The sequence below is a fragment of the Ruegeria sp. BB10 genome (genome assembly GCF_056535725.1).
The window spans coordinates 1,915,969-1,929,091 of sequence record NZ_JBQFIW010000001.1 but is presented as its reverse complement, the minus strand read 5'-3'; the positions used below and the strand labels follow the sequence as shown (position 1 = coordinate 1,929,091).

Genomic DNA, 13,123 nt, shown 5'->3' with positions numbered 1-13,123 from the left:
ATGACACCCCTGCTAAGCGTTCAGGGCATCACCAAGACATATGGTGCACGAATCGGCTGTACGGGAGTCAGTTTCGATCTCTATCCCAGCGAGGTGATGGGCATTGTTGGCGAAAGTGGCTCAGGCAAGACAACATTGCTGAACTGTCTGGCAGGTTATCTGGAGCCGGACACGGGGCAGGTGATCTTTGACACGCGCACGGATGGTCCGATGGACACAGTGACCATGTCGGAACCCGAACGCCGGATGCTGGGGCGAACGGATTGGGCCTTTGTCCATCAGCATGCAAGCGACGGTTTGCGCATGTCGGTCAGCGCGGGGGGGAACATAGGCGAACGGCTGATGGCCTTGGGTAACCGCCACTATGGGTCGATCCGAGGCGATGCTATGGATTGGTTGGGGCGAGTCGAGATTGACACAGACCGCATTGATGACCGCCCCACCGCGTTTTCCGGTGGGATGCAGCAGCGCTTGCAGATCGCGCGCAACTTGGTGACGGGGCCTCGGCTGGTGTTCATGGATGAACCGACCGGTGGGCTGGATGTCTCGGTTCAGGCGCGCTTGCTGGACCTGCTGCGGGGGCTGGTGCGCGAGATGGGGCTGAGCGCCATAATCGTAACCCATGATCTGGCCGTGGTGCGGCTGCTGGCGGATCGGTTGATGGTGATGAAGGACGGCCACGTGGTTGAGGCCGGGTTGACCGATCAGGTATTGGACGATCCGCAGCACGCTTATACGCAGCTCTTGGTTTCAAGCGTACTGCAAGTGTGAAAGGGAAGGCGATGATCGAACTTAAAGGTGTCAGCAAAAGCTTTACCCTGCACAATCAGAACGGTGCCGTGATCCCGGTGATGGAAGGCGCTTCGCTGAAAGTCTTGCCTGGCGAGTGTGTTGCTTTGACCGGGGCGTCGGGGGTGGGCAAGTCGACTTTGATGCGGGTGATCTATGGCAATTATCTGGCGGCATCCGGTCAGGTTCTGGTTGGTGGGCTCGACGTAGCTCAGGCTGAACCGCGTGAGATTTTGAACCTGCGCCGTGAAACGCTGGGATACGTCAGCCAATTCCTGCGTGTCGTCCCACGAGTGCCAACGCTTGAGGTTGTGGCCGAACCGCTGTTGGCCATCGGATTTGACCGGCAAGTGGCTCTGGACAAAGCAGCTAATCTGCTGGTGCGGCTGAACATTCCCGAACGCTTGTGGACCCTAAGCCCTACGACATTTTCCGGCGGTGAACAGCAGCGGGTGAATATCGCGCGGGGCTTTGTGCATGACTATCCGGCGTTGTTGCTGGACGAGCCCACGGCCTCACTGGATGCGCAGAACCGCGAGACGGTTCTGGCGATGATCACTCAGGCCAAGGCACGTGGCGCGGCAATTGTCGGCATTTTCCACGACGTGGACGCACGCAAGTGCGCCTGTGATCGCGAGGTCAACGTATCCGACTTTGCACCTGGAATGGCCGCATGAGCCTTGCAACTGTCATAGCGGTCGTGGGCCCGTCAGGCGTCGGCAAGGACAGCGTGATGCAGACGTTGGTGGCCCGTGCGACCGGCATTTGTTTGGCACGCCGCGTGATCACGCGACCCGAGGGCGAAGAAGGTGAGGATTTCGACCGAGTGTCTGATACTGAGTTTCATCAGATGGTTGCGCGGGATGCCTTTGCGCTACACTGGTCCGCGCATGGTCTGTTCTACGGCGTGCCCCGCACCATTGAAAAACAGCGGCAAAGGGCAGATGCGGTATTGGTGAACCTGTCCCGATCCGTCTTGTTGCAGGCCCAAGAGGTGTTAGGCGATCTGATCGTGATTTCTCTGACCGCTGACCCTGAAGTATTGGCGCAACGCCTGTTGATGCGCGGACGTGAGAGCGCGCCTGAGCAGACACGAAGGTTGGCGTGTGCCAAAGTGCCTTTGCCCGAGGGGCTGAAACGGGTGATCGAGATCGACAACTCCGGGCCGCTGGAGGCCACGGTTGAAACCATTCTCGATCAGCTTCAGCCGGAAAGGACGTAGCGATGGATCAGGTGAAACCGCCCATCCCTTGCCTCGCCCACCAAAGCCAGATCATTGATTTGAAAAGGCGCGGGCAGCAGGGGAACAAGGTGCGATTGCAGCGCGCGCTCAACTGTCGACAACGTGGGTTTGTCCAATTTTCCGCTGAGGGTGATGTGAAAGCGGAAAGACTCCATCACATGCGGATAACCCCATTGCACCAGGTTAGCCTCTTGCCGGGCGTTCAGGCCATGGGCGCGGCGGCGGTGCAGTTCGGCCTCCGATGGCGGGGCACGAAAGCTGTCCAGATCACGCACACAGGCGGCAGCCAACGCGTTCAGAGCGACCTCATCCCCCATCGGACGCAAAGCCAGAAACCGACCCAGTCGGGCGATCTGCAGCCCGTCCAGGGCGACCGGGGCCTGCGTGGCCGCAAGCCGCGCGCAGGCGTCGTGCAACGCTTCAACCGACTGCCCATCCCGCAGGTGAAACGGGGGCTTCATCGTCGCATGCAGCCCGTATTTGCGCGGCACCTCGGTCACGGCTGCAACGTCCACACCGTTTATCACCGGGCGGGCAATGGGCGTTCCGACCTCCATATCCCAGCCCAGCCAGCTGGTGGCGAATTTCGTCCATTCCGCCCGCGCCGGTGGCATAAAATAGATCGCGTATCGCGTGAATGTCACGTTGGCCTCCTGTGCGCGGCCTTTCCACTTGTTCAGACCGTGTGAAGTTCAGATGACAGAAGAAATGATCCTTGCCAATGCCACGCTTGTTCTTGCCGATGAGACGATCACCGGCAGCGTCCGTATCGTAGGTGAATCGATTGCCGAGATCGCCACTGGCCGCACGGTTCTCCCGGGCGCGATTGATTGCGAAGGTGACTATGTCAGTCCCGGTCTGGTCGAGCTGCACACCGACAATCTGGAACGCCATATCCAACCGCGCCCCAAGGTCGACTGGCCGCATGCGGCGGCCATCTTGGCCCATGATGCCGAGCTGGCCAGCACCGGGATCACCACTGTCTTCGATGCGATACGCGTTGGGTCAATCCCCAGCGGCCAGCGTTACCGACGATACGCCCGCGAACTGTCTCGTGAACTGTGGCAACTGCGGGAACAAGACGTGTTGAAGATCAGCCATTTTCTGCATCTTCGGGCCGAGGTGTGTTCAGAGACCCTGGTCGAGGAGTTAAACGAGTTCGGCCCCGAAGATAGGGTTGGGCTGGTTTCGCTGATGGATCACACACCTGGCCAACGTCAGTTTCAAGATATGTCGAAACTTGAGATTTACCTGAAAGGAAAGCTGGGGTTGGAGGGCGAAGGGTTTCAGCGCCATGTCGCGGACCTCAAGGCAATGCGAAAGCGCAACGGAGACAAGCACGAGGTCGAAACCGTCAAGGCCGCCAAGCGGTTCGGGGCCATGCTGGCCAGCCATGATGACACCACACCGGAACAGGTGCGAGTCTCGGCAGGACACGGCATCCGGCTGGCCGAATTTCCCACCACCGTCGAGGCCGCACGCGCCTGCAGCGAACACGGGATAAAGGTGATGATGGGGGCGCCTAATCTGATCCGGGGCGGGTCGCATTCCGGCAATGTGGCCGCTCAGGAACTCGCCGATCTGGGCCATCTCGACATTCTCTCCTCAGATTATGTTCCCGCCGCGTTGCTGTTGTCGGCTACACGTCTGGGGGAGATATGGGGCAATATGGCCCGTGGCCTGCGAACGGTGACGCGGACGCCAGCACAGGTTGTTGGTTTGGACGACCGCGGAGAACTGCGCAGCGGCGCGCGCGCAGATATCATCCGATTCTGTCTTCACCATGGCGCCCCGGCGCTGAACGGGGTGTGGTCTCGTGGACGGCGCGTGGCTTGATCAGGCGCGGTAGAACAGATACCGGTCCGGCGCGATGGTATCCGGACCTTTGATCTCTTCGAACCCGGTTAGAGGTTGCCCCGATATCAGCAACCCGCCGGGCCGCATTACCCGCGCAATTAGCGGGCTAAGACGCGCTGCTTCGGCAACATCGTCTTCTTTGATGCCACGTCCAAAATCATAATGGGCCAGCGCGATCTTTGGCCCGTCGATACCAAGCTTTTCAAGCATGGGCTCCGCTTCGCCCTGCAGAAAGTCCTCGGCCGGAGGGGTGCTGGACGGATGGCATTGCAGCACCCGGTCCATGACCCATATCCTCCGGTCCGGCAGAATTTCCCGCAAATGGTCATAGGTGCGACCGTTGCCCAGCCCCATGTCCAGAACATCGCCGTCCATGTCGCTGATCTGGGCGACCGCCCAATTCAACCCGTCGCGTTGCGCGGTCAGGCGGCGTAGCATGGAATCCAGTCGGCTCATTCGGGTTCTCCGGTTGGTATTGTGGGGCCTGCCCAGGCAAAACCGGGGCCGTCCAGAAGTCGGCTCAGCAGCTCTTGGGTAAAGGTCCAGATCTCCTGATCATGGACCAGATGGTGGGTCAAGACGCCAAAAGGTTCGGTAATGTCGGCGCGTCCTTCACGCCGGTCGCGTAAAAGGTCTGCTGTCTGAATGGTCAACTTGTCCGCCGCCACCAACCCGCGCGTTCCGCGCCAGTCAATCGGGTCCAGATGGGTGTTGATCTGCTCCAGCCTTGGGACAGGTTCCCGCGTCTTGCGCGGTGTCGCTGTCGAAACGATGCGATACCCAAGATCAGGTAATTCCTGCACCACCTCGGGCGCGATGCGGTTCCAGGGCGGTACAAACATCGGACACAGCCTGTCTCCGAACAAAGTACGCAGGCGCTCCAGCCCGGATTGCGCGTCGACGATTATGGCCTCAAGCGGGCGGTGCAACCGGAATTCGGATTTCTTCTCGTCAGGCGGTGCGTGGTTTTGATGCGCCCAGCCATGCACTACAGGAATCAGCCACGGCTGCTGCGTGACGTAATCGCCCAGCCCGGCATCGGCATCTCGAGGAATGATCGCCAGATGAACGGGCAGGTCAAGCGACCGCGACAGCTTTGACAGCCTTTCAAGCTGCGGTGTCCTTGATATGGCGTCATCATCCCGCCACCACAGCGGCAGCGACAAGCCCTGCGCCTGCCAGATGTCCAACTCCGCCTCCAAAGGGCGCCAGTCCATCATCTTGTTTGCTCCCGCAAGTTCACGGCAATCTCGACCGATCTTGCGGCCCCGTCAAAGCCCTGCGCTGAAACCGGGCGTGGGCCATCTGCCATGACCGACGCAACGGCCCGCGCTAATGAATCCCCATTGAGGGATTTGCTAGGCAACACATCGATGGCCGACAGGTCCGAGAGGCTCTGACCACGCAAACCCTGCTCAACCTCTTTGCCGTCGTCGAACGGGATAAAAACCGCAGGCGTTCCCGATTGCAAAATATCCAGCGCCGTGTTGTAGCCGCACATACTGACCGAGGCTGCCGCATGGGGCAGCATTTGCCGGAAGTCCGGGCGCACCGGTTCCAGCGTCACTTGGGCATCGCCCACGAGTTGTGACAGTTGATCAATACGTGCCCTTGCGTCCTGCCCGCCCACCAACAGGCGCCAGCGCCTGTTGGGCATCTTTTGGGCGGCCTCAATGGCCGCGCGAAAGATCGGCTGGCCCACAGATCCGCCACCGGCGCTGACCAATATTTCGCCATCGCCCACCGCGTCAGGATGCGGCACAGGCGCCTCGGGCGCAACAAAACCGGTATAGAACAACCGCGAGCGCAATCGATCGGTCACCGGCCAGCTCACCTCCAGCGGAACAACGCTTTGATCTGAATGGACGAGGATACCGTCGTAATACTGGCACACGATCTCTTCTGTGCGTTCCGCCTTTGATGCCTTCGATGGCGGGGCCAGAATATCGCGGATCGAGCCCAGAACGACCGGCCGTCGCGGTAAGTTCCAGGCGGCTACCAAGGCGGCATTGAACTCGGCCGCAAGTGACCTGCGACCAAAGGGAAAAAGCTCGGTGATCAGCACATCAGGAGCGAAACTCTGCAAGGCTGCGACCAATGCGGTTTCACGAGATGTCAGATAGGCGGCATCGGCCACTTCATCGCTTTGGGTCAAAAGCCGGGTGAAATTCGTGCCGTCCGAACGCAGCGGTGGAAGCCCCAACAGGGTCATGCCCGCGCTGTCTAGCTGTGGTGCCGGCATTCCACCCGAGACAACAAAGGTCTCGTGCCCGGCCCGTACGAAAGCCCGGCCCAAAGTCAGCGCCCGGCTCAGATGCCCAGTGCCCAACAAGTGCGTGACAACGATCATCACCTTCATTGTGATGCCTCTGGTCTGATCAGGCGGACGGGTTCGGGCTGGGGACGTAGTGTCGACATATCGACGATATACATGCGGTTGCGTTTGATTTTAAAGGGGGCGCGGCCATTGAAATCCCATCCCCAGGCCCGCGCCAGAATGACCCGCATAATACCGATGTGGCAGACGGCAACCGTATCGCCCGACAACGCGTTCAGCCAGGGGTGTAGACGGGCCCAGACCTCAGCTGGGCTTTCACCGTTTGGCGGGCGAAAATCCCAGCTCCAGTCTTCGATATGGCGGTATCCGCTATCTGGGTCGGCAATCAGGTCGACCCCGTGTAACCCTTCCCAATCACCCCAGTTCATCTCGGTCAGCGCGTCCGAAGTCTGCGGCTCGCGTCCCGCGACCAGACGGGCGGTTTCGCTGGCCCGCAGCAAGGGGCTGGACCAGAGGTCCGCGTCCTTCCATGGCGCGGGCAGTTGCATAGCGGATAGCTCTGCCCGCGCATCTTTGTCTAGCGGTATATCACTGCGCCCCTGAATGCGGCCCGCGCGGTTCCAATGGGTGTGACCGTGTCGAAGCAGTGCTAGCCGGGTCATGACCGAACCTCCATCAAGGGTCGCGTTGCCTGCCAGAACCGGTCGGTTGCTGCAGGCATCAGGTGACGTTCGGCCACGCGCGCGCGGGCGTTGGCCCCCAGCGACAGGCGGGAAGAAAGGTCATCCAGCAAGGTGCGCAGCCGTCCAGCCAATCCTTCGGGGCCAGCGTCGACCGAAGGATAGTCCGACGGGGACAGCACATCCCGCACGCCGGGCCGGTCCTGCGCTACAACAGGCACACCGCTGGCCTGCGCCTCAAGATAGATCATGCCATAGGCCTCGTTCACTCCCGGCCACAACAGTACCGAGGCCGCACCGTACAGCTTCTGCAATGCATCGCGGTCACATTGCCCCAGAAACCGGACCTTTGATCCGAACGGTGCCATCAGCACCTCGACTACGGGACGTGCTGGGCCATCACCCGCAATATCCAAGGACCAGTCGCCGTCCAATAAGGCCAGAGCCTGCGCTAGAAGAGTGTAAGAAGCCAGCTTGTCACCGTGCCGCATCATGCCCACGGTCAGCATCGGCCCCTCACAGCCCGAGGCGGGCGGCAAATCCGACCGGGGCAGGAAAGGGGGCAGTTCCACAAGGCTTTGATCCCCGTACCGTTCCCGTTCCAGAGTGATCAGGTCATTGGAGGTGTGGTAGAAAATCACCTGCGCCGCATCACAGGCGTCATGTGCAGCTTTTGCAAACCCTGCCCAGGGACCTGTCAGGCGGCTGGTTGCGCGGGTGCTTTCCAATTGAACGTAGGGAATGTTGCGCGCCTTGCAGACACGCGGGCCCAGCAGATCGGGGGCCTTGTAATAGTTGTGATAGGTCACCCAAAGCGCGGTGTCCGCGGGAAGATCGGCGAGCAGACGTTGCACCTCGGCGTCAGCTTCGGCGCGCAATGCGGCCTGCACCTGCGCGTCCCCGGCTTTGTCGTAGATGCGCAGCCGCGAGGCCAGTTCGACCATATCCTCTTGCGCGGCGATCGCGTGCATCAGGTTACGGGCCATTTCGCGATCCCCCGACGGCACCGGGCTGTCCGGCGCTTTCATCGGAGAGTAAAAGGCCACTCGTGCCATCAGCCTATGTCCGAACCCAATGCGCGCAGTCGTTTGGACAGGCGGGCAATGCCGGGGTCCATGCGGAAATCGGCGATCAAACGATCATAGGCGGCACTTGCCATCAAAGCAGTTTGCTGCGGATTGGCGGCCAGATGGATGATGGCGCTGGCCAATGCGGCCGGATCATCGTCGGACAAGACGCCGTGGGTGCCGGTTTCAATAAACTCGGGGATGGCCGATACCGGCGTCGACAGGATCGGCAACAGCTGTGATGCGGCCTCCATCAAAACATTGGGTAGCCCGTCGCGGTCTCCGTCACTGGCGATCCGGCTGGGAAGCACAAACAGGTCTGCGCTGCGCATTGCTTCGATCACTTCGGGTTGATCACAAGCGCCTTGCCACGTTATCCGTTGCGACAGGCCAGCGGCGTCGGCTCGATCACGCAAGGCATTGCCAAGTGTTCCGCCGCCAATGTGCGTCCAGTGCCAGTCCAGCGTTTCTGGCAGCATGGAAAACGCGTCGATCAGCCGGTCAAAGCCCTTTTTCTCGACCAGACGACCGACCGAGAGCATGTGAAACGGCCCGTCCGGCGCGCGTGGCATACGGTTTGGCGGAGATGGAAAACGGTTCAGATCCAGCCCGTGATAGATCAGGTCAACCCGCGCGGGATCGTCGGCCAAACTGCGTAGATGGTCGGCCCCAATTGACGTGCAGGTCGCACCAAAAGCCGCTCCATGAGTGTCGGCGCGCAGTTTTTCGATCTTTTCCCACTCGGGTGATGTCCAGATGTCCTTGGCGTGGGCAGAAAAACTCCACGGCAGGCCACGCATAATGGCGGCGTAGCGCGCGACCGAGGATGGGGTGTGCATGAAATGCGCGTACATCACTTGTGTCGCGTCGGGTAATTCGGCGGCCAGAACGCAGGCCTGACCAAAACGCCGTATGCGGTTGTGGGTCGGATCACGGCGCAGATCGGCGCGCCAGACCCGGTAGGCCTCGGCATAGCCCGGCAGGTTTTGCGCAGTCTGTCGCGCAGCCCATACGCGCTGTGGTTCTTCGTATAGGTATTCAGGGAGGTAATGCACCTGACCCTGAAAACGGTCGTGCAGCGGGTGCCGTTTTATGTCGGTCGGATGGCGCAAAGACCAGATGTCAAAGCTGTGCCCGGCCTCTTGCAGGGCGACAAGTTCCTGGGCAATGAACGTCTCGGACAGGCGCGGCCACCCTTTGACCAGCACCGCCAGTTTCGGCTGGGCTGTGGTCATCCGATGGCCCGTTCCTGTTCCTGGCCTAGCAACGCGTCAACGCGGTCGATGACATAATCCAACCCGTCCAGCAGCCCGTCCTGAATGGTCTGCGATGGCAGGGGTTGGTGCGGCAGGTCGCGGATCGCCTCGATCATCGCATCCGCTGTCAGCCCGTCGCGGTTTTCGTCCAGCATCCGCACAAGGCCCAGTCCTTCTGCGCGCGAGGCGCGAATCCACTGTTCTAGTCGTGGCGTCGTGCGAGGCACGATGACGGCACGTTTGTCAAAGGACAGAACTTCGCAGAAAGTATTGTAACCGCCCATACAGACCACCCCGGCGGCCCCCGCAAAAAGCGTTTCGATCTGGGATTCGAACCCCACGGCGGTCACCCGGCCATTCAACGCGGCAACGCGGGTCTCGAATTCTTCACGCAACTCACCGGAAAGAAAGGGGCCGTAAACCAGCACTGCACGCGGCGACAGGGTAGGGTCTTTTTCGTAAGCGGAGAGAACCTGGTTCACCATCGCCTTACCGTCGCCACCGCCACCTGGCGTGATTAGGATGTAGGGTTGTTCAGGTGGCTCGCCTACAGGGCCAAGATCCCGCCGCAGGTAACCGGTCCAATGCGTGCGCGATTGCGCTGCGTGGCTAAGCGGCAGCCCTTTGGTCGGATCATAGATCGAGCGCAGACCGTAAACCCAGATTTCGTGATAGAAGCGCTCGGTCGCGGCAAGGGCCTCTTTCCGCTCCCACTCGGCGGCCAGAACTTCGGGTTCGTCCAGCACGTCGCGCAGGCCAAGAACCAGCTTGGTGCGTTGGGAATGCAACAGATGTTCCAGTGTCGGCAGCAACTCCCCACGAAAACCGGTGGGTTCCTTGTCGACGATCAGCATATCGGGATCGAATTGCTGGACGGCAGTCTGGATCAGACCTGCGCGCAGTTCGGTCACCTCTTCGATCCCCATGCCAATGGTGCGCGCTGCATAAGAGCCATCGGCACGTTTGGTCACACCTGGCAGGCGCACGTGGTCGACCCGGCGCGGAAAGGTGAACCGACCTGCCACGGGTGACCCGGTCAGGATCAGGGCTGACGCTTGCGGGTTGGCTTGCGTGATAGCTGCGGCAAGGGCGCGCGACCGGCGCAGATGCCCCAATCCAAATGTATCGTGGCTGTAGAACAGTATGCGCGGCGCACGGCCGGTGATGTTGTTTTGTATTCCTAGGCTCATGCCTTCGCCTGTCGTGTCCCTGGGTGCAAATCCGCGCGTTAAACTCCGTTACCGTATATTCTTTGGCGCCGCTTGCCAAAGGGGGTGCCGAGATTGTGCAAATTCGTCAAACATGGCGAAATGGCAACAGCCAAAGTACAGGAGGTTTCGGAGCGTTTTTCCCCGTTACACCCGGCGTTGATCTTGCCATTCCACTCATACTACTGGGTCGGTCATATTCAGTTTTTTCAAGGTTGCAAACACTCTTGTCGCCTGCATTGCAGCCGAAACACGAAGTGACACGAAATTGAGCCGTGAAACGCTGAATATTTGAATACGCTCAGGCGCTTCTGTAACCTGCGATGCAACATACGGCTTGGACAGAAAAATTGATGAAACTCAGACTAATTGGTGGAATGGCTCTGATCCTGTGGACGTTTGCTGCGGCCTTCGTCACAGGGGCATCGGCGCAAGTCCCTTTGATCCCCGGATATACCTCAGAGTCTGAGGCCGAAACTGGGACCGATGGTGATCTGGCTGCCGCGATCAAGGCGGCAACCGAGGCCGGCGCCAGCGTAATTGTCATCGACAGCGCGGGGCAGGTTGTGTCTTCGGGCGGTCAGCCAGGTGCTGATGCCTCGGCCGAGGACGCGCATGGGCCGATGGGCGACGGATCGCAACTGATGAAAGCGCAGGAAAGGTTCTCAAAGTTCCGCGAGTCCATGGAATCGCGCCTAGAGGCTTTGCCCTATTCTATTTTCGAAGTTCAGTACGTCCTGCGGCAGACCAGCCCGGATGGCCGCATTCAGACCTATGTCGAGGTTCTGGCGTGGAACATTCTGTTTCTGCTGCTGGGGCGCTGGCTGTCCACCGAGATTTACGGCAAGCGCATGGCCAAAAAGCTGGTTGTGGCACGGTCCAAGGAAAACCCGCAGGGCTATCGGGAGAAAATGCCGTTTTTGGTGTTCCGGTTTTTCATGGGGATCGGGGGCACGATCTTTGCGATGCTGATGGCGCTGATCGTGGGGTACCTGTTCTTTGGTGAAGCCGAAGATATCTCGATTCAGTTTACGGTCACTGCGATCTTTACGGCGTTTTTCCTGTCGCGCACGATATCCGACCTGTGGCGGATGGTTCTGTCCCCTTATCTGAGCCAATACCGTTTGCCGCCCTTCTCGGATCGGGACGCAAAGCGGCTTTATTTCTGGGCGTCGGCGCTGGCGACCTACGACATCTCGGTTGTGTTGTTCGCCACTTGGGTGGCGGATTTTGGGTTGAACTACAATGTCTATGCCTTGGTCTATGGTGGCCTGACCATGTTGGGCGCGCTGGGCAATTTGTTGATGATAATGTTTAATGCGCGCGCCATTTCGAATGCCATTCGCGGCGGGCGCGCACCGGACCAAGTGTCGTGGATTTTACGGTTCATCTCATTCGCGTGGGCGCCTGTGCTGGTTGTCTATATCGTATTCAGCTGGTTCAAGCTGGCGGTGGATCTGGTGCTTGAGAATGAGAATTCTCTGCCGATCGTGGCCAGCAGCTATTTGATTTTCATGTCTGTGGTCGTGGCCTACGGCGCAATGAATTACCTGCTGGAGCGTTACTTTGACCGTAACCGCCAAATGGAAGACATGAATGCGGCGGCCATGGAAGAGGATGATGAAGCCGTTGAGACACCCGAGGCGGAACTGCGCCAACATTCGATCCTGACATATGAGGATTTGGCCCGTCGCGTGGCAGGGATTTTGGCCTTTGTGGTCGGGCTTTATGCGTTGGTGGTGATCTGGAATCCCGAAGCCAGCTGGAGCGAGGACTTGCCGGTCGAGCGTGCGCTGGATGTGATGGTCATCCTGTTCATCGGCTATATTCTCTTCCACTTCTTCCGCATCTGGATCGACTCGAAAATTGCTGAAGAAACCGATGATGGCGGCGAAGAGGCCGAGTTGGGCGATGAAGGCGGCGAAGGCGGGCAAAGCCGTCTGGCGACCCTGCTGCCCCTGTTCCGTGGGGCGATCCTGGCCGTTGTTGTCGTTACCATCGTTTTGATCGTGTTGATGGAGTTGGGGATTAATGTCAGCCCGCTGTTTGCCGGTGCCGGGGTGGTAGGTCTGGCTGTTGGGTTCGGCTCGCAAACGCTGGTGCGCGATATCTTTTCGGGGGCGTTCTTCCTGATGGATGATGCCTTTCGTAAAGGAGAATACATCGACATCGGGGATGTGAAGGGGACGGTTGAAAAAATCTCGGTTCGTTCATTCCAGTTGCGTCACCATCTGGGCGCGCTGAACACTATTCCCTTTGGTGAGATCAAGGTGCTGACCAACTATTCCCGCGATTGGGTGATAATGAAATTGCCGTTGCGTGTGACCTATGACACCGATGTTGAAAAGGTGCGCAAGCTGATCAAGAAGCTGGGGCAGCAATTGCTGAGCGACCCGGTGATCGGCGACAACTTTATCCAGCCGCTGAAATCGCAGGGCGTGATTGAGATGCAGGATTCCGCGATGATCATCCGGGTCAAGTTCATGACCAAGCCCGGTGACCAGTGGCTGGTGCGCAAGAGAGTCTATCAAGATATTCGCGAGCTATTCGCACGCGAAGGGATCAAGTTTGCTCATCGCGAAGTCACCGTGCGGCTGGCCGAAGGCAAAGAACCCGAGGATCTGACGCCGAAGCAGCGTGAAGCTGTAACCGGCGCGGTGCAGGCGGCGATTGATGAGGATTATCTGGACGATATCGGCCCCGGCGGGGATGATCGCTAGGGAAGGCTCCCGCCCCCTTGGGATG

General features: G+C 59.6%; 13 protein-coding genes. 5 read left to right on the top strand and 8 right to left on the bottom strand.

The features are described from left to right. The 3 genes from phnK to phnN are packed head-to-tail and all read left to right on the top strand — an operon-like array spanning nt 1 to nt 2,011. Complete coding sequence (phnK, locus tag ACR3EP_RS09760; RefSeq protein ID WP_480637538.1) at nt 1-771, top strand: phosphonate C-P lyase system protein PhnK; 771 nt, start codon at nt 1-3, stop codon at nt 769-771. Between the two features lie 11 nt (nt 772-782). Further along, nucleotides 783-1,466, top strand: coding sequence for a phosphonate C-P lyase system protein PhnL (gene phnL, locus ACR3EP_RS09755; protein ID WP_480637536.1), 684 nt, complete (start codon nt 783-785; stop codon nt 1,464-1,466). Continuing rightward, nucleotides 1,463-2,011 carry a phosphonate metabolism protein/1,5-bisphosphokinase (PRPP-forming) PhnN gene (phnN, locus tag ACR3EP_RS09750; RefSeq protein ID WP_480637535.1) on the top strand — a complete coding sequence of 183 codons (549 nt, stop codon included), beginning with the start codon at nt 1,463-1,465 and terminating at the stop codon, nt 2,009-2,011. Before phnL ends, phnN begins: the two co-directional genes overlap by 4 nt. Here phnN and ACR3EP_RS09745 read toward each other — a convergent pair. After that, nucleotides 1,993-2,676, bottom strand: coding sequence for a DUF1045 domain-containing protein (locus ACR3EP_RS09745; RefSeq protein ID WP_480637533.1), 684 nt, complete (start codon nt 2,674-2,676; stop codon nt 1,993-1,995). The two genes, phnN and ACR3EP_RS09745, sit on opposite strands and share 19 nt — an antisense overlap. A gap of 52 nt (nt 2,677-2,728) precedes the next feature. On the opposite strand from ACR3EP_RS09745, the gene ACR3EP_RS09740 reads away from it, so the two are divergent. Beyond that, on the top strand, nt 2,729-3,868 hold the full coding sequence (locus tag ACR3EP_RS09740; RefSeq protein WP_480637531.1) for an alpha-D-ribose 1-methylphosphonate 5-triphosphate diphosphatase: 1,140 nt from the start codon (nt 2,729-2,731) through the stop codon (nt 3,866-3,868). Here the strand turns inward: ACR3EP_RS09740 and ACR3EP_RS09735 are convergent, their stop codons facing one another. From ACR3EP_RS09735 to ACR3EP_RS09705, 7 genes are read right to left on the bottom strand one after another with little or no spacing between them, the layout of a single operon-like run. After that, nucleotides 3,869-4,345, bottom strand: coding sequence for a class I SAM-dependent methyltransferase (locus tag ACR3EP_RS09735; RefSeq protein ID WP_170362481.1), 477 nt, complete (start codon nt 4,343-4,345; stop codon nt 3,869-3,871). Then, nucleotides 4,342-5,109 (bottom strand): polysaccharide deacetylase family protein, encoded by a 768-nt coding sequence (locus ACR3EP_RS09730; RefSeq protein WP_480637530.1) that lies wholly within the window; start codon nt 5,107-5,109, stop codon nt 4,342-4,344. Before ACR3EP_RS09730 ends, ACR3EP_RS09735 begins: the two co-directional genes overlap by 4 nt. Further along, a complete protein-coding gene (locus tag ACR3EP_RS09725) occupies nt 5,106-6,248 on the bottom strand; it encodes a glycosyltransferase family protein (protein WP_480637528.1) in 1,143 nt (380 codons plus the stop codon). The genes ACR3EP_RS09730 and ACR3EP_RS09725 overlap by 4 nt, the downstream gene beginning before the upstream one ends. Then, nucleotides 6,245-6,829 carry a histidine phosphatase family protein gene (locus ACR3EP_RS09720; protein ID WP_480637527.1) on the bottom strand — a complete coding sequence of 195 codons (585 nt, stop codon included), beginning with the start codon at nt 6,827-6,829 and terminating at the stop codon, nt 6,245-6,247. The genes ACR3EP_RS09725 and ACR3EP_RS09720 overlap by 4 nt, the downstream gene beginning before the upstream one ends. Continuing rightward, entirely contained in the window at nt 6,826-7,902 is a 1,077-nt protein-coding gene (locus ACR3EP_RS09715; RefSeq protein WP_480637525.1) for a glycosyltransferase family 4 protein, read from the bottom strand. Before ACR3EP_RS09715 ends, ACR3EP_RS09720 begins: the two co-directional genes overlap by 4 nt. After that, nucleotides 7,902-9,149, bottom strand: coding sequence for a glycosyltransferase family 4 protein (locus ACR3EP_RS09710; RefSeq protein WP_480637524.1), 1,248 nt, complete (start codon nt 9,147-9,149; stop codon nt 7,902-7,904). The genes ACR3EP_RS09715 and ACR3EP_RS09710 overlap by 1 nt, the downstream gene beginning before the upstream one ends. Then, on the bottom strand, nt 9,146-10,360 hold the full coding sequence (locus tag ACR3EP_RS09705) for a glycosyltransferase family protein (protein ID WP_170351804.1): 1,215 nt from the start codon (nt 10,358-10,360) through the stop codon (nt 9,146-9,148). The genes ACR3EP_RS09710 and ACR3EP_RS09705 overlap by 4 nt, the downstream gene beginning before the upstream one ends. A 371-nt stretch (nt 10,361-10,731) precedes the next feature. Here ACR3EP_RS09705 and ACR3EP_RS09700 point away from each other — a divergent pair, with 371 nt between their 5' ends. Continuing rightward, entirely contained in the window at nt 10,732-13,098 is a 2,367-nt protein-coding gene (locus tag ACR3EP_RS09700; protein WP_480637522.1) for a mechanosensitive ion channel domain-containing protein, read from the top strand. Nucleotides 13,099-13,123 lie beyond the last annotated feature (25 nt).